Source organism: Acidimicrobiales bacterium (genome assembly GCA_035294085.1).
In the GTDB taxonomy this organism is placed as follows: domain Bacteria; phylum Actinomycetota; class Acidimicrobiia; order Acidimicrobiales; family Bog-793; genus DATGLP01.
In genome coordinates this window covers 43,617-59,742 of sequence record DATGLP010000022.1, presented here as the reverse complement: position 1 = coordinate 59,742, position 16,126 = coordinate 43,617, and the positions used below count along the sequence as shown (strand labels likewise).

At 76.2% G+C, this 16,126-nt stretch carries 14 protein-coding genes; 10 read left to right on the top strand and 4 right to left on the bottom strand.

The annotated features are described in order from the left end of the window. Positions 1–270 precede the first annotated feature (270 nt). Positions 271–3,123, top strand: coding sequence for a hypothetical protein (locus VKV23_07550; GenBank protein ID HLI15889.1), 2,853 nt, complete (start codon positions 271–273; stop codon positions 3,121–3,123). Here VKV23_07550 and VKV23_07545 read toward each other — a convergent pair. From VKV23_07545 to VKV23_07530, 4 genes are all read right to left on the bottom strand, one after another. Then, positions 3,087–3,869 (bottom strand): MGMT family protein, encoded by a 783-nt coding sequence (locus VKV23_07545; protein ID HLI15888.1) that lies wholly within the window; start codon positions 3,867–3,869, stop codon positions 3,087–3,089. The genes VKV23_07550 and VKV23_07545 overlap by 37 nt on opposite strands. 48 nt (positions 3,870–3,917) lie before the next feature. Continuing rightward, the gene (gene glnII, locus VKV23_07540) at positions 3,918–4,925 is read right to left on the bottom strand and encodes a glutamine synthetase GlnII (GenBank protein HLI15887.1); all 1,008 of its coding nucleotides are present in this window, start codon (positions 4,923–4,925) and stop codon (positions 3,918–3,920) included. Between the two features lie 159 nt (positions 4,926–5,084). Beyond that, positions 5,085–6,395, bottom strand: coding sequence for a sensor domain-containing diguanylate cyclase (locus VKV23_07535; GenBank protein ID HLI15886.1), 1,311 nt, complete (start codon positions 6,393–6,395; stop codon positions 5,085–5,087). Between the two features lie 107 nt (positions 6,396–6,502). Then, the gene (locus VKV23_07530; GenBank protein ID HLI15885.1) at positions 6,503–7,465 is read right to left on the bottom strand and encodes an aldo/keto reductase; all 963 of its coding nucleotides are present in this window, start codon (positions 7,463–7,465) and stop codon (positions 6,503–6,505) included. Positions 7,466–7,598: 133 nt separating this feature from the next. Between VKV23_07530 and idi the strand changes: the two genes are divergently transcribed. From idi to VKV23_07485, 9 genes are all read left to right on the top strand, one after another. After that, entirely contained in the window at positions 7,599–8,123 is a 525-nt protein-coding gene (gene idi / locus VKV23_07525) for an isopentenyl-diphosphate Delta-isomerase (protein ID HLI15884.1), read from the top strand. Positions 8,124–8,159: 36 nt separating this feature from the next. Next, positions 8,160–9,515: an adenosylmethionine--8-amino-7-oxononanoate transaminase gene (bioA, locus tag VKV23_07520; protein HLI15883.1), complete on the top strand. Its 1,356-nt coding sequence runs from the start codon at positions 8,160–8,162 to the stop codon at positions 9,513–9,515. Beyond that, on the top strand, positions 9,512–10,225 hold the full coding sequence (gene bioD / locus VKV23_07515; protein ID HLI15882.1) for a dethiobiotin synthase: 714 nt from the start codon (positions 9,512–9,514) through the stop codon (positions 10,223–10,225). Before bioA ends, bioD begins: the two co-directional genes overlap by 4 nt. Continuing rightward, positions 10,218–11,216, top strand: coding sequence for a biotin synthase BioB (bioB, locus tag VKV23_07510; protein HLI15881.1), 999 nt, complete (start codon positions 10,218–10,220; stop codon positions 11,214–11,216). The genes bioD and bioB overlap by 8 nt, the downstream gene beginning before the upstream one ends. Next, positions 11,204–12,406 carry an 8-amino-7-oxononanoate synthase gene (gene bioF, locus VKV23_07505; protein ID HLI15880.1) on the top strand — a complete coding sequence of 401 codons (1,203 nt, stop codon included), beginning with the start codon at positions 11,204–11,206 and terminating at the stop codon, positions 12,404–12,406. The genes bioB and bioF overlap by 13 nt, the downstream gene beginning before the upstream one ends. Next, a complete protein-coding gene (locus VKV23_07500; protein ID HLI15879.1) occupies positions 12,318–13,112 on the top strand; it encodes an alpha/beta hydrolase in 795 nt (264 codons plus the stop codon). The genes bioF and VKV23_07500 overlap by 89 nt, the downstream gene beginning before the upstream one ends. Continuing rightward, positions 13,109–13,915: a methyltransferase domain-containing protein gene (locus VKV23_07495; protein HLI15878.1), complete on the top strand. Its 807-nt coding sequence runs from the start codon at positions 13,109–13,111 to the stop codon at positions 13,913–13,915. Before VKV23_07500 ends, VKV23_07495 begins: the two co-directional genes overlap by 4 nt. 9 nt (positions 13,916–13,924) lie before the next feature. Next, positions 13,925–15,094: a hypothetical protein gene (locus VKV23_07490; GenBank protein ID HLI15877.1), complete on the top strand. Its 1,170-nt coding sequence runs from the start codon at positions 13,925–13,927 to the stop codon at positions 15,092–15,094. A 226-nt stretch (positions 15,095–15,320) separates the two neighbouring features. Then, positions 15,321–16,118, top strand: a complete 798-nt coding sequence (locus tag VKV23_07485) for an IclR family transcriptional regulator (protein HLI15876.1) — start codon at positions 15,321–15,323, stop codon at positions 16,116–16,118. Positions 16,119–16,126 lie beyond the last annotated feature (8 nt).

Below are 16,126 nucleotides of genomic sequence, written 5' to 3'. Positions count from 1 at the left end.
TCTCGTCGTCGTAGTGGCGGCGCACCATCGAGTCGAGCACGCCGACCTCGTGGCCGCGCGCCGACAGGTGCAGCGCCGTCGGCCAGCCGAGGTAGCCGTCGCCACCGAGTACCAGGATCCGCATGAAGCCGTCGTCCTCCTACGTGCGTGCGCGAGCGATCTCAGCGCTGCGTGGAGTGTCCCTCGTCAATGTTCGCACCTCGCGAGGGATCTGTTAAGGGACGTCGGGAACGACCAGGTCACCCCGGTGCGCGTCGCTAGATTGCCCCGGTGTCGCGGACCCAGCCGGCGCCGCCGCGCCCGAGCGGTGCGCTCCGGCGCTGGTCGCCGGCCGACGCGCGCGCGGCGAGCCTGCTCGTCGCGTTCGCGCTCCTCGTCACCGTCCCCCCCTCCCTCGCCGGCTACCCCCTGCTCGCCGGCGACAACCTGATCCAGAACTTCCCGCTGCGCGTCCTCGCGGGCGAGGTGCTGCGCTCCGGGCACCTGCCGGCGTGGGACTCGTTCCTCTGGAGCGGGACGCCGCTGCTCGCCGGGTGGAACGCCGGCGCGCTCTACCCGGGCACCTGGCTCTTCGCGTTCCTGCCGGCGGTGGCGGCGTGGACGCTGAACCTCGCGTCGGTCGGCGTCGTCGCCTCGCTCGGGTCCTACGCGCTCTCGCGTCGCCTCGGCTGCGGCGCGCTCGCCGCGACCCTCGCCGCGACCACCTTCACCTGGACCGGTTTCATGAGCGGCCAGCTCGTGCACCTCGGGCTCGTCCAGGGCACGAGCTTCCTGCCCTGGACGCTCCTCGCCCTCGAGGAGCTGCGCACCTCGCTCGGCCGCCGACGGCGTGCCGGCCTCGTCGTCCTGCTGGCCGCGGCCGTCGCCCTCACCGTGCTGGCGGGGGACCCCCGCGCCGTCTCGACGGCCGCGGTGGCCGTCGCCGTCTACCTCCTCGCCGCGCTGGCGCGCGGCGGGCGAGCGGCGTGGCGGCTCGTCGTCGACGCCCTCGTCGGCGGCGTCGGCGGGCTCGCCCTCTCGGCGGCGCAGTGGGTCCCGGGCGTCGTGTTCGTGCACGGCTCGCAGCGCGGCGTGGCGAACTACGCGTTCTACGCGGCCGGCTCGCTCAGCGCGCACGAGGTGGCGCGCCTCGTGCTCCTGCCGTTCCTCCTCGGCGGCAGCGGGGTCCTCGGCACCCCCACGTACTTCGGGACCTACAACCTGCCGGAGGTGACGATCGGCTCGGGCCTCCTCGCCCTCTCGGCGGCCGCCGCCTACCTGCCCGACCTCCTCGCCGGACCGGCGACGGTCGTGCTGCGCACCCTCGGGCGCCCAGCCGTCCCCGGCGCGCGTCGCGAGCGGTCCCGCCGACGCCGGCTCGGCACCTGGTACGCGATCGGCGCACTCGGCGTCCTCCTCACGCTCGGCGGGACGACGCCGCTCGGCCACCTCCTCGCCGCCGTCCCGCTCTTCGGCGGGGAGCGGCTGCAGAACCGCAACGCCGCCCTGTTCGACCTGTGCCTCGCCGTCCTCCTCGGCTTCCTCGTGGACGACCTCGTCGCCGGGCGCGGGGGTCGCGATCGGCCGCTCGCGCCGTGGCGGCTGCTCGCGGCCGCGCCGGTCGCCTGCTGCGTCGCCGCCGTGTCCCTCGCGCTCGCCGATCCGGCGGGCGCCGACCGCCTCTGGCACCTGCCGGCAGGGACGCTGACGGGTGCGATCGTCGGGCGCCTCGTCCCGTACCTCGCAGCGGTCCTCGCCATCGCGGGAGCGGCCGGCCTGCTCGCGCTCGGCGCGCGCCTGCCCCGGCGCGCCCGGCGCGCGCTCGCCTGCTTCGCCGTGCTCGCCGACGTGGCGGTGTTCATGGCCAACCTCGGCTACGGCCCGGTCTCGTCGCGCCTGCTCGCCGGCGCGACGCCGGCGAGCAGGCTGCTCGCCCGCCTCACCGGGCGCGACGGGCGCTTCGCCGTCTACAACCCCGCCGTCACCGCCCCCCCCGGACAGCCCGACGCGCTCGACGAGCTCGGGGTCACCGACCTCAACATCCTGCGGGGGATCCCGAGCGTGCAGGGGTACGGCTCGATCGTGCAGGGCCGCTACGAGGACGTCACGAGCACGCACGCCTTCCAGTCCATCGCCCCGTCGGTCCTCGCCTCGACGAGCGCCGACGTGCTCGACCTGCGGACGCTCGTCACCCTGCCGGGCTACCTCGCCGAGGCGATCCCGCCGCACGCGCCCGTCCCGCGTCCGGGGACCGCCTTCGGAACGGGCGCCGCCGCGACGTTGCGTCGCAGCGGGCCGTGGCGGCTCGCGCCAGGCGCGCGCCAGGCCTTCGCTCTCGGGCAGGTGCACGACGTCGTGCGAGCCACGGTCGCGCTCGCGGGTCCGGCGGCGCCACGGACGCTCGAGATCGGCGTCGGGCGCGCCGGTGCCCTCCTCGCCGCACGCCCTGTCCCCGTCCGCAGCCGGGCGGCCGAGCTCGTGCTCGCGAGCCCGCGGCGCGCCGACGAGATCGTCGTCGCCAACCGGTCGTCTCGGCCAGCCGTGGTCGAGAGCGTCGTCGTCGTCGCCCACGACCCCGGCGAGGACGAGCGGCTCGTCCTCGACGGCCCGCTCCAGGGGGCGCTCGCGCCGAGCCGCTGGCGCCTCGTCGCGTCGCTCGACGGCCTCAGCTTCTTCCGCAACGGCGGGGCCCGCGGGCTCGCCTGGCTCGCCGCGCCCGGCGCGCGCGACCCCGCCGCCCCGCCGCTGCGGGCGGGTCGGATCTCCGTGCGGCTCGAGCGCGCCACGGCCGCCGAGACGATGCTCGTCGACGTGCCCCGACCGGCGCTCCTCGTTCGCAGCGAGACCTACTCGGCAGGCTGGACCGCGCGGGTCACGCCGGTGGGCGGCGGTCCGACGCGCGTCCTCACCGTCGAGCGGCTCGGCCTCGTCCAGGCGGTGCGCCTCGGGCCCGGCCGCTACCGCGTCGTGTGGCGCTACGCGCCGGTCTCGATCGTCGCCGGCCTGCTGGCGAGCGGGCTCGGCCTCGCGGCGCTGCTCTCGGGCCTCGCCGTGGCGCTGCGCGCCGGCGAGGCGGGCGAGGAGCGCAACCGGCCGGGCGCGCCGGCTCAGCGGGTGGGCCGGCAGGCGGGGCAGGGGCGGTAGCCGGCGGCGAGCGCGTCGGCCAGTCGGGCGAAGCCGCCGTGCCGCCCCGGCGTGTCCTGCCGGGCGCGCCGGCACGACGGCAGGCAGACGGCGCGCCCCGAGCGGGACACGACGAGCCGGACCCCGGCGCGCCGGAGCGCCTCGAGGGCCGCGAGGTCGACGCCCTCGGCCGAGAGGAGCGCCGCCTTCATCGGCGCTCCGTAGGCGTAGTTGCCGATCGCGCCGTCGCTGCGGATCACCCGGTGGCAGGGGACGAGGATCGGCACGGGGTTGCGCGCCAGCGCCGAGCCGACGGCGCGCACGGCGCCCGGCCGCCCGATCTCGGCCGCCACCCAGGCGTAGGGGCGCACCTCGCCACGGGGGATCTCGGCGACGACGGCGAGCACGGCACGATCGAAGTCGCCCATCCCGCCGAGGTCGAGCGGGACCTCGCCGCGGCCGGCGAGCGCCGGCTCGAGCCCGGGCGGCGGGGCGGCCTCGTGCACCGCCTCGCCGAAGCGCTCCCGCCAGCGCGCCGCGAAGCGCCCCGGGTCGTCGCCGACGAGCGCGACCGGCTCGACGAGGCGGACACCGAGGTCGCCGAAGGCGACGAAGAGCGGGCCGGCGGGGCCGTCGAGGCGTGCGAAGCGGGCGCCGGCGCCTCCAGCCGAGTGCGAGCCCGCCGCCGCCTGAGGACGGCGGACCTGCCTCGTCCTCGGTGCCCAGGCGGGCGTCGCCGCCTGCCCCGGGTGCTCGGGTAGCGCCACCCCGGCGAGCCTACCGGGGGGGCCTGGGACCGGGCCTTCGCCGTCCGCTCAGTCGCCGCCCGCCGCCGCGCCGCAGATCGTCTCGATCATCAGGCGGGCGACGACGTAGGGGTCGGCGTTCGCGTTCGGGCGCCGGTCCTCGAGCCAGCCCTTCTTCGCCTTCTCCACCGACCAGGGGATGCGCACCGAGGCGCCGCGGTCGGAGGTCCCGTAGGAGAAGGTGTGCCAGGGGGCCGTCTCGTGGGCGCCGGTGAGGCGGTCTCGGATCCCGTGGCCGTAGTTCTCGATGTGCTCGTCGACGCGCTTCGCGAGCGCCTCGCAGCCGGCGATGATGGCGTCGTAGCTCTCGCGCATCGCCTTCGTCGAGAAGTTCGTGTGGGCGCCGGCCCCGTTCCAGTCGCCGTGCACCGGCTTCGCGTCGAGGCTGACGCTCACGCCGTAGTCCTCGGCGATGCGCTCGAGCAGCCAGCGGGCGAGCCAGAGGTGGTCGCCGATCTGCGGCGGCGGCAGGATGCCGATCTGGTACTCCCACTGGCCCTTCATGACCTCGGCGTTCGTCCCCTCGATGGCCAAGCCGGCGTCGATGCACGCCTGCGTGTGGCGCTCGACGATCTCGCGCCCGACGATGCGGTCGCCGCCGACGCCGCAGTAGTAGGGCCCCTGCGGGGCGGGGTAGCCGACCTCGGGCCAGCCGAGCGGCCGGGCGTTGCGGAACAGGGTGTACTCCTGCTCGATGCCGAAGAGCGGCTCCTGGTCGGCGTAGCGCTCGGCCACCGCCACGCACGCCGCGCGCGTGTTCGAGGGGTGCGGGCTGAAGTCGGTGAGGAGGACCTCGCACAGCACGAGGACGTTGTCGCCCTTGCGGATCGGGTCGGGCGTGACGAGGACCGGCTGCAGGACGCAGTCGGAGTTCGAGCCCGGCGCCTGGTTCGTGCTCGACCCGTCGAAGCCCCAGATGCCCGGCTCCCTGCCGTCGGCGATGATCTTCGTCTTGCACCGCAGCATCGCCGTCGGCTCGGTCCCGTCGATCCAGATGTACTCGGCCTGGTAGCTCACGCAGCCACTCCCGCTCGTCTCGCTCGACCCCGCGCCGCAGCGCCGGCTCGCGTGCCCGTGCGGCACGCGTCGAGCCTGTCAGCTGGCGATTTCCCGGCGGTGTCCTCGGTGTGAACGCTGTGTGAACCTGCGCCACACGAGCAACGGAGCGACCAGCGCTCAGGGGCGCGTCGCCCGGGCGAGGAGGTCGCCGCCGACCGTGGCGATCCCTCGGCGCCGCTTCTCGGCGTACATCGCCCGGTCGGCGCGCCGGACGAGCGAGCGGGGGGAGTCGCCCCGCCGGCCGCGGGCCACGCCGGCGCTCGCGCTGACGCCGTAGCCGACGGCGGCGCCGATCGCCGCCTCGAGGCGCCTGGCCAGCGCGTCGAGGTCGCGCGCCTCGTCCTGGTCGACGATGACGAGGAACTCGTCCCCGCCGAAGCGCGCCACCGCGTCCTCGGCCCGCGTGCCCGCCCGGAGCGTCCGGGCCGCCTCGACGAGCACGGCGTCGCCCGCGTCGTGGCCGTAGGTGTCGTTCACGACCTTGAAGCGGTCGAGGTCGAGGTAGACGAGGGCAACGTGCTCGGCGCCGCGCCGGATCCGCTCCCGCAGCACCGCCTCGGCGCCGCGCCGATTGAGCAGCCCGGTGAGCGGGTCGGAGGACGCCTGGCGCCGCAGCTCGTGCTCGGTGTGGTGCCGGTCGGTGACGTCCTCGAGCGCGGCGACGAGGGAGGGCGTGCCCGTCGCCCTGGCGCGCGCCGAGAGGTGGACCTCGAGGAGCGGGGCGGCCGGCGAGGCGCCGTGCGGGTCGAGGTGCATCGTGAGCGTGGCATCTCCCGGTGCCGCCTCGAGCGCCTCGAGCGCGGCACGGACCTCGCCGCGCTCGTCGGGCGGGCACAGCGCGAGGAGCCCGCCGCGCGTCGCCGCCTCGAGGTGGTCGCCGAGGAGCTTGCGCGCCGCCGCGTTGGCGAAGGAGGCCCGCCCGACCTCGTCGAAGAAGAGCACCGGGACCGGCAGCGCGTCGGCCAGCGCGTCGAGGTCGAGCTCGAGGCGCCGCGGCTCGCGCTCGGCGGCGGGGAGGACCTGGCGCAGCCGCACGACGAAGCCGGCGAGCGCCGGGTCGTCGCGACGGTCCACGACGGCGACGTCGTAGCTGCGGTAGCCGCCACCGGCGTGGCGCAGCCGGATCGGTCCGCACGCCTGCCCGTCCGGCGCGCGCGAGAGGGCCTCGAGCGCCCGTTCGGGCTCGGCGGGGCGGTCGTCGGGGTGGAGGTGGTCGACGAGCGCCGTGCCGATCGGGTTCCCCGTGCCGAGCACGCCGGGCGCGCCGAGGGCGGCGCGGATGCGGCCGTCGGCGCCGACGACGCACACCGCCTCGCTGAGGAACTCGCCGAGGCGGCCGTCGACCGGCTCGGGGCCGTGGCCAGGGTCCGACGAGTTCGCCCCCTCGGCCGCCCTGGCCGTCGCGAACGACCTCGGACGCTCGGGCATCTCGGCGACAGTACCCGACGTGGCCGGGCGGGTCCACCACTCAGCGTGTCACCGCGGCCACCGTGGGTGACGGCCGCCGGGGCACCCCGGCTCGGGGCTGGGCGCCCTCAGCGCGGCGCGGTCAGCTCGTCGAGGCGAGCGAGCACCGAGTCGTCGAGGCGCTCGAGCACCTCGAGCGCGCCGAGGTTCTCCTCGAGCTGCTCGAGGCTGCTCGCGCCGGTGATCACGGTCGACACGTGCGGGTTGCGCGCGCACCAGGCGATCGACAGGCGTGCGAGGCTGACCCCGAGCTCGTCGGCGACCTGCTGGAGCGCAGCGACCGTGCGAGTGCGCTCCTCGCTCAGGTTGGCGCTGAGCCACTGGTACTCCGGGAGCGTGAGGCGCGCGCCCTGCGGCGCGCCGGCGAGGTACTTGCCGGTGAGCACGCCGGAGGCGAGCGGGCTGTAGGTCGTCAGACCGAGGCCGACGTCCTCGTAGAGGCGGGCGTACTCGTGCTCGACGCGCCGACGGAAGAGCAGGTTGTACTGAGGCTGCTCGACGACCGGCGGGTGCAGGTGGTGGCGCTCGGCGAAGGCGTGGGCGGCGCGGATCTCGTCCGCCGACCACTCCGAGGTGCCCCAGTAGAGGGCCTTCCCGGAGCTCACGATGTCGTGCATCGCCCACACCGTCTCGCCGACGGGCGTCTCGGGGTCGGGGCGGTGGCAGAAGACCAGGTCGACGAAGTCGAGGCCGAGGCGCTGGAGCGAGCCGTCGATCGCCTGGAGGAGGTACTTGCGGTTCAAGGTCCGCCGCATGTTCACGCAGTCGTGCAGGCCCCAGAAGAGCTTCGTCGAGACGAGGTAGCTGTGCCGGGGCCAGCCGAGGCGTCGGATGGCCTCGCCCATCACGACCTCGGCCTCACCCCCGGCGTAGACCTCGGCGTTGTCGAAGAAGTTGACGCCTGCCTCGTAGGCGGCCTTGAGGCACGCCTCCGAGACCGATCGGTCGCGCCCGCCCCCGAAGGTCACCCACGAGCCGAACGACAGCACGCTCACCTTGATCCCGGACCGACCGAGCCGGCGGTACTCCATGCGACGATCCTCCCCGTCCGAGCCTGCCCCTCGCCTCCGCCGGCGCCGCGAAGCGCCCGGCAGGGCCGGTAGCATTCTGGCCGACCCGGTCGGCCCGCCGCCGAGCCGGGCGAGGACGCTCGGCGGAGATCGCGTGGCCAGCTCAACTCGACAGGTCGTCGTGCTCGTCGACGAGCGCGACCGGGAGCTCGGAGTGGCGGGCAAGCTCGCCGCGCACGAGCCGCCGGGCCGCCTGCACCGCGCCTTCTCGGTGTTCCTGCTCGACGGCTCGGGGCGCACGCTCCTCCAGCAGCGCGCGGCGGCGAAGTACCACTTCCCGCTGCACTGGGCGAACGCCTGCTGCTCGCACCCCGGGCCAGGCGAGGACGTCCTCGCCTCGGCGTCCCGACGCGTGCGCGAGGAGCTCGGGGTCGAGGCGACCCTCGAGCCGGCGGGCGCCTTCACCTACCGGGCGACCTGCCCGGCGAGCGGCCTCGTCGAGCACGAGCACGACCACGTCTTCGTCGGCGCCTTCGACGGCGACCTGTCGCCCGACCCAGCGGAGGTGGCGTCGACCGCCTGGGTGCACGTCGACGACCTCGCCGCCGGGCGCTTCGGCGAGCCGCTCGCCCCGTGGCTGCTCGAGGGCCTCGCCCTCGCCACGCGGGTGCGCCGCTGAGGCCCGGGCGCTGCGAGCGCGCCGATAATGGCCCCGATGGCACCGCCTCGCCGCTACGAGGAGCTCCTCGAGAAGAACCGGCGCTACCTGTGGAACCCCTTCACGCAGATGAAGGACTACCTGGCCGACGAGCCGGTGATCGTCGAGCGGGGCGAGGGCTGCCGCCTCGTCGACGTGAACGGGACCGCCTACCTCGACGGCAACGCGTCGCTGTGGCTGAACGTCCACGGGCATGCCCGGCGGGAGCTGAACGAGGCGATCGCCGCCCAGCTCGCGAAGGTGGCGCACTCGACGCTGCTCGGGATGGGCAGCGTGCCGGCGATCGAGCTCGCCGAGCGGCTCGTCGCCCTCACGCCGAGCTCGCTCCGGAAGGTCTTCTTCTCCGACTCGGGTGCCGCCGCGGTGGAGGTCGGCCTGAAGATCGCCTTCGCCTACTGGCGGCGGGTCGGCCGGCCGGGCAAGCGTCGCTTCGTGTGCTTCGAGAACGGCTACCACGGGGACACGATCGGCGCGATGAGCGTCTCGGGCATCGAGCTGTACCACGCGGAGTTCGGACCGCTCCTCTTCCCTGCCGACCGCGTCCCCTACCCCTACCCCTACCGCTTCCCCGGCAGCGAGCAGGAGTGCGTCGCCTACTGCCTCGGGCGCCTCGAGGAGCTGCTCGACCGGCAGGCCGACGAGACCGCCTGCATCGTCGTCGAGCCGGTGATGCAGGGCGCCGGGGGGATGATCGCGATGCCGCCGGGCTTCCTGGCGGCCCTCGCCGACCTCGCCCGGCGCTACGAGGTCCTCCTCTTCGCCGACGAGGTGGCGACCGGCTTCGGGCGCACCGGGAGGCTGTTCGCCTGCGAGCACGAGCAGGTGGCGCCCGACCTGATGGCGGTGGGCAAGGGGCTCACCGGCGGCTACCTCCCGGTCGCCGCGACGCTCACCTCCGACGCCCTCTACGACGCGTTCTGGGGGGAGCCGGCGGAGCTGAAGGCCCTCTACCACGGCCACTCGTTCACGGGCAACCAGCTCGGCTGCGCGGCCGCGCTCGCGAGCCTCGACCTGTTCGAGCGCGAGGACCTCGTCCGGCGGGCGGCCGAGGCCGGCGAGCGCCTCGGGGCCGCGCTCGGCGGCCTCGCCGAGCTCGAGCACGTCGGGGAGGTGCGCCGTCGCGGCCTCATGGTCGGCATCGAGCTCGTCGCCGAGCGCGACTCGAAGGCCCGCTACGACCCGAAGGAGCGCGTCGGCTGGGCCGTGTGCCGCCGGGCTCGCGAGCTCGGGCTGCTGACGCGCCCCCTCGGCGACGTCGTCGTGCTCATGCCCCCCCTCGTGGCGAGCGACGCCGAGCTCGACGAGATGGCGGCCGTCGTCACGCAGGCGGTCGCCGAGGTGACGGGACGGTGAGGGGCCTGTTCGTCACCGGGACGGACACCGAGGTCGGCAAGACCTTCGTCGCCTCGGCGCTCGTCCGAGCGCTGCTGCGCCGTGGCGTCGACGTCGGCGTCGCGAAGCCCTTCCAGAGCGGGGCGCTCGCCACCGACCCGGCCGGCGACGCGGCGGCGCTCGCCCGGGCGGCCGGGGTGGCCGACCCGCTCGAGGCGATCGCACCGAACGCCTTCCGGGCCCCCCTCGCCCCCCTCGTCGCGGCCCGCCTCGAGGGCCGAGAGGCCGACCTCGACGCGACGCTCGGCGCGCTCGAGGCGCTCGCCGCCCGCCACGACGCCCTCGTCGTCGAGGGGGCGGGCGGCCTCCTCGTCCCCGTGGCGCCGGGCGCGACGATCGCCGACCTCGCCGCCGCCTGCGGCCTGCCGCTCGTCGTCGTCGCCCGGGCCGGCCTCGGGACGGTGAACCACGTCGCGCTGACCTGCGCGCTCGCCGCGGCGCGGGGGCTGCGGGTCGCGGGCGTGGTGCTGAACGGCGCGGCCGACGCGTCGAGCGCGGGGAACCCCGGGCTCATCGAGGAGCTCGCCGCCGTGCGCGTCCTCGGGCACCTCCCGCCGCTCGTCGGCCCCGCGTCCCCTGACGCGCTCGCGGACCACCTCGAGCGCCACGTCGACCTCGCGCCGCTCCTCGCGGCGGTGGCGCCAGCTCGGAAGGAGGAGCTCCGTGCCTGAGCCCGTGCCCGCGGGCCGCTTCGAGCAGCTTGCCGACAAGGTCCTCGCCGGCGAGGCGCCGACGAGGGGGGAGGCGCTCGCCGTCCTCGCCTGCGACGACGACGAGCTCCTCGCCCTCCTCCAGGCCGCCTTCCGCGTCCGCCGGGCGCACTTCGGGCGCCGGGTGAAGCTCAACATGCTCGTCAACGCGAAGAGCGGCCTGTGCCCCGAGGACTGCGGCTACTGCTCGCAGTCGGCCGTCTCGACCGCCCCGGTCGAGCGCTACCGGCTCCTCGATCGGGAGGTGCTCCTCGCCGGGGCGCGCGAGGCCGCGGCGAGGCGGGCCGGCACCTACTGCATCGTCGCGAGCGGGCGCCGTCCGAACCCGCGCGAGCTGCGGGCGGTCGCCGAGGCGGTGCGCGCCATCAAGGCCGAGCTGCCGCTCAAGGTGTGCGCGTGCCTCGGCCTGCTCTCGGAGGCCGACGCCGCGCTCTTGGCCGAGGCCGGCGTCGACCGCTACAACCACAACCTCAACACCTCGTCGGACCACTTCGCGCAGGTGACGACGACGCACACCTACGCGGACCGCCTCGCCACGCTCGAAGCGGTGAAGGCGGCGGGCATCTCCCCGTGCTCGGGGCTCATCGCCGGCCTCGGCGAGACCGACGAGCAGCTCGTGGACCTCGCCTTCGCGCTGCGGGCGCTCGACGCGGACTCGATCCCCGTGAACTTCCTCCACGCGATCGACGGGACCCCCTTCGGCGGCATGCCCGGGCCCGACCCGCGACGGTGCCTCAAGGTCCTCGCGCTGATGCGCTTCGTCTGCCCGACGAAGGAGATCCGTGTCGCCGGCGGGCGGGAGGTGAACCTCGCCAGCCTGCAGCCGCTCGCGCTCTTCGCGGCGAACGCGCTCTTCGTCGGCGACTACCTCACGACCGCCGGCCAGCCGCCCGAGGCCGACTACCGGATGATCGAGGACCTCGGCTTCGAGATCGAGGCGTGCGCGCGCTAGCGGGCCACCTCGAGGCCGATCTCGAGGCGCAGGCCCGCCGGCGCCGCGACGCCGGGCTCGAGCGGCGCCTGCGCCCCCTCGAGCGGCGCGCCGGGCACATCCTGACGGCGGACGGCCGTCGCCTCCTCGACCTCTCCTCGAACGACTACCTCGGCCTCGCCGGCCACCCGGCGGTGCGCGAGGCGGCGGCCGAGGCCGCCGCCGGCGCTGCCGGCGCGGGGGCGTCGCGCCTCGTCACGGGGACGAGCCGCGCCGTCGCCGAGCTCGAGGAGCGCCTCGCTGCCCACCGCCAGGCGCAGGCCGCCCTCGTGCTCTCGAGCGGCTACCTCGCCAACCTCGGGGTGATCGGCGCGCTCGTCGGGCGCGGCGACGCCGTGGTCTGCGACCGGCGCAACCACGCGAGCATCCTCGACGGGTGCCGACTGTCGCGCGCCACCCTGTACCGCTACCGCCACGGCGACCTCGCCGACCTCGAGGCCAAGCTCGACCTCGCCCGCTCCCGCGGGGCGCGCCGCGTCCTCGTCGTCACCGAGAGCGTCTTCTCGATGGACGGCGACGTCGCGCCGCTCGCCGAGATCGTCGAGCTGAAGGAGCGCTACGGCGCCGTGCTCTACCTCGACGAGGCGCACGCGGAGGGCGTGTTCGGGCCGCGGGGGGCGGGGGTGGCCGCCGCGGCCGGTCTCGGGCAGGCCGTCGAGTGCCATCTCGGGACCTTCTCCAAGGCCTACGGCGCCTACGGGGCCTACATCGCCGGCTCGCGACGCCTCGTCGACCACGTGGCGAGCACGGCTCGGCCCTTCCTGTTCACGACGGCGCTCCCGCCGGCGGTCGTCGGCGCCGTCGCCGCCGCGCTCCCGCTGCTCGAGGCGGCTGACGCGGCCCGCGCCCGCCTCCTCGAGCAGGCCGCCCGCCTGCGCGAGGGGCTCGCGCGGCTCGGCGCGGACGTGGGGCGCTCGGCGAGCCAGATCGTCCCGCTCCTCGTCGGCTCGGCGGCTCGGGCGAGCGAGCTGTCCGCGCTGGCCGAGGCGCGCGGCGTCCTCGCCGTGGCGATCCGCCCGCCGACCGTCCCGCCGGGCACGGCACGCCTCCGCCTGTCCCTCAGTGCCGCCCACCGCGCCGAGGACGTGGAGCGGGCGCTCGACGCGCTCGGTTCCTGTCTCGCCGAGTCAGAGGCCGCGAGCGATCGCTGACGAGCCGGTCTGCTGGCTGCCGGGGTGGTCGTTCGGCCCCGGCGTGTTCGCCGAGGCGATCGCGGCCCTCCCCGGTTACCGCCACCTGGCCTGCGAGTTCGCGTCGTGCCGGGCCGCGGCCGACCACGCGGCCGCCGCTCGGCGCCTCCTCGAGGGCTGCGGTGCCCCGGCCCGCGTCGTCGGCTGGTCGCTCGGCGCGCTCGTCGCCCTGGAGGTGGCAGCTGCCGCGCCCGCGCTCGTGCGCCGGCTCCACCTCGTCGCCCCGACGCGCCGCTTCGTCGCCGACGGGCCGGGCGAGCCCGGCGTCGCCCCGGAGGCCCTCGACGCGCTCGGCGCGCGCCTGCGCCGCGACCGCGAGGGCGCGCTGCGCGCCTTCCGACGGCAGATGCTCTCGGCGGCGGAGCGGCGGGGCGGGCTCGACGCCGTGCTCGGCGCGCCGGCCGCTGCGCCGCCCGCCCCGCTCGAGGCCCTCCTCGCAGGGCTCGAGTATTTCGCGTCCTTCGAGATCGACCCGGCGGCGATCGCGGTGCCCGTCGACGTGCTCGTCGGCGCGGCGGACCGGATCGTCCCCGCGCGCGCGGCGCGCGTCCTCGTGGGCGGGCTCGCACAGGCCAGCCTCGTGGAGCTGCCGCAGGTGGGCCACGCGCCGCCGATCTCGGCACCGGAGGCGTTTCGCGCCTGGCTCGGCGAGGTGCTCGCGCGGTGACGGCCCACGTCCTCGACAAGCGCCGCGTCGCGGCGCGCTTCGGCCGGCACGCGGGCACCTACGAGGCGAACGCGCTCGTCCAGGACGAGATGGCGGACCGGCTCGTCGCCGCGCTCGCGCGCCTCGCCCTCGCGCCGTCGTCGATCCTCGAGCTCGGGTGCGGGACGGGCCGCCTCACCGAGCGCCTCGCCGTCGCCTACCCCTCCGCCCGTCTGCTCGCCGTCGACATCGCTCGGCCGATGGTCGAGGCCGCACGGGCCCGGCTGGCCGGGCGGCCCCGCGTCGAGGTCCGCCTCGCCGACGCCGAGGCGCTCGAGAGCGCCGAGCGCTTCGACCTCGTCGTCTCGAACGCGACGATCCAGTGGTTCGCCGCGCCCGCGGCCAGCCTGCGCCGGCTGGCCGGGCTGCTTGCCCCGGGCGGGGCGATGGCGCACGCCACCTTGGGACCGGCCACCTTCGTCGAGCTCCTCGCCGCGCTCGGCACCCCGCGCGAGCGCGGCGGGCACGGCGGGCCCTCGCTCGTGCTCCACCCGGCACGCCGCTGGGCCGCCTGGCTCGTCGAGGCCGGCCTCGCCGACGTCGAGGCGCGCCGGCGCCTCGTGCGCCGCGACTACGAGAGCGCCCGCGCCTTCCTCGCGGCGCTGCGCGCGACAGGCGCCGCCTACGCCCACGAGCCCCGCCGCGCCGGACGGCGCCTCGGCGAGGCGATGCGCCGCTACGACGCCGCCTACCGCTCGCCGGCCGGGACCTACGCCACCTTCGAGGTCATCGAGCTGTACGCGCGCGCCGCCGGCGGGTGCTGAGGGCGAGCAGTGAGCGCCCTCCTGCTCGCGTCGGGCGTGCTCGTCGTCGTCCTCTCCGCCTCGGGCGTGCTCTTCACGCTCGTGCTGGCGCGGACCCCGGCCGGCTTCGAGCTCGTCCCCCTCGCCGTGGCCCGCGGCGTGCACGCCGCCTTCTGCGGCCTCGCCCGCCTCGCTCGCACCTACGAGGCGAAGGACGGCCTCCTCGCGCTCGGCGCCCCGACGGCGGTGGCCGCGGGGATCGCCGTCTGGGCGGGGGGCTTCGTCCTCGGGTTCGGGCTCGTCATCACGCCGCACGTGCACAGCCTCGGCGCGGGCGTCGCGCAGGCGGCGGCCGCGCTCTTCACCGCCGGCACCCTGCACGCGGCCGGGCCGCGCGACCTCGCCCCGGACGTCGCCGCCGGCGCCAGCTGGGCCGTCATCGTCGCCCTCCAGATCGCCTACCTGCCGACGCTCTACTCGGCCTTCAACCGACGCGAGACGCTCGTCTCGCTGCTCGAGAGCCGGGCGGGACTCCCCGCGTGGGGGCCCGAGCTCCTGGTCCGCCACGAGCTCGTCGGGATCACCGACACGCTCGCCGAGCTCTACGCCTCCTGGGAGGCGTGGGCGGCGGAGGTCGCCGAGACGCACACGACCTACCCCGTGCTCTGCTTCTTCCGTTCGCCCGAGCCCTGGTACTCCTGGCTCGGCGGGCTGCTCGCCGTGCTCGACGCCGCGGCGATGCAGCTCGCGCTCGCACCGGCCGGGGCGCCCTCGACGGCGCGCCTGTGCCTGCGGATGGGCTTCACGGCGCTTCGCCGCATCGGCACGATGCTCGCCGTGCCGATCGACCCCGATCCGAGCCCCGAGGGGCCGATCCGCCTCGCCTTCGAGGAGTTCGCCGCGGCCGTCGCCATGCTCGAGTCGGCTGGCTTCCCGCTCGAGCGCGGAGCCGAGGCGGCGTGGCCGGACTTCGTCGGCTGGCGCGTCAACTACGAGGACGCTGCGTACCGCCTCGGCGACCTCCTCCTCACGCCGCCGAGCCCGTGGTCCGGTCCCCGCCGCCAGCTCCCACCGACGCCCGTCCCGCCGCGCCGGCCTCCCCAGCGCCGGCCCCGCTCGACGCCGCCTCCGGGCCGCCACCCGGCATCTCCCCGCGACGGGGCGGGCCCGGCCGCTGGGCCGCCGGCGACGGGAGCGTGAGCGGCGAGCCAACGGGTGCGCACATGGCCCGTCGGCCTCGCCCGATCGCTTAGCCTGAGAGCATGTCGCGTCCTGACCGTCCGGTGAGGCCCGTCGCGCCGGCGCGCGCCGGGGAGCCCCGGGACCGAGCGCGGCCGGGCGGCGAGCGGCGCCGCGGCGTCGTCCCCGGCGCCTCCAGCGCGGGACCGGGAGGCGGGCTCGGCCGCGCGCCGCGCCCCTGAGAGCCATGGGTCGTCCCGCACGCGGACCGAACACGGCCGAGCCGCGCGGCAACGTCACGGCGGCCCGCGCCATTGACCTGCTCTCGCTCTTCGACGACCAGCACCCGGTGATCTCCGCGGGCGAGGCGGCGAAGGCCCTGGGGATGTCGCGCAGCACGACCTACCGCTACCTCCAGAGCCTGCGGGCGGCGGGCCTGGTGGAGGACGACGAGACCTCGGGCGGCCTGCGCCTCGGTCCCCGGGTGCTGCAGCTCGCGGCGATCGCCCGCGCGAGCTGGGACCTCGGCGCGGTCGCCGTGCCGGTGATGCGGCGCCTGACGGAGGCCACCCGTGAGACGACGGTCCTCACGCGCCGGACCGGCGATCACGTCATCTGCGTGGAGGAGGTGCGCAGCCCGAACCCGATCCGGCTGTCCTACGAGCGCGGCCGCGTCCTGCCCGTCCACGCCGGCGCGTCGGCGAAGGTGCTCATCGCCTGGCTGGCGGGCGAGGAGCTCACCGCCCTCCTCGAGCGGACGCAGCTGCGGGACTTCACCGGCGCGACGGTGACGAGCGAGGCGTCGCTGCGCCAGGACCTCGAGCGCATCAGGGCGCGCGGGTACGCGATCACCCGTGGCGAGGTGGACGCCGGCGTGCTCGGCGTGGCGGCCCCGATCTTCCGGCGCAGCGGCGAGGTGGTCGCCGGCCTCAGCGTCGTCGCGCCCGAGTACCGGGTCGCCGAGGGCGAGGTCGACGGCCTCGTCGCGCTGACGCTCGAGGCCGCGACCGAGCTGACGAGGCGCGTGGTCGAGCACGACGTCTGAGGGCGCGC

Excerpts from the sequence above, each read along its gene's own strand:
- VKV23_07535 (HLI15886.1), bottom strand. The coding sequence starts at position 6,395 with ATGCCCGAGCGTCCGAGGTCGTTCGCGACGGCCAGGGCGGCCGAGGGG.
- VKV23_07530 (HLI15885.1), bottom strand. The coding sequence starts at position 7,465 with ATGGAGTACCGCCGGCTCGGTCGGTCCGGGATCAAGGTGAGCGTGCTG.
- bioA (HLI15883.1), top strand. The coding sequence starts at position 8,160 with ATGGCACCGCCTCGCCGCTACGAGGAGCTCCTCGAGAAGAACCGGCGC.
- VKV23_07485 (HLI15876.1), top strand. The coding sequence starts at position 15,321 with ATGGGTCGTCCCGCACGCGGACCGAACACGGCCGAGCCGCGCGGCAAC.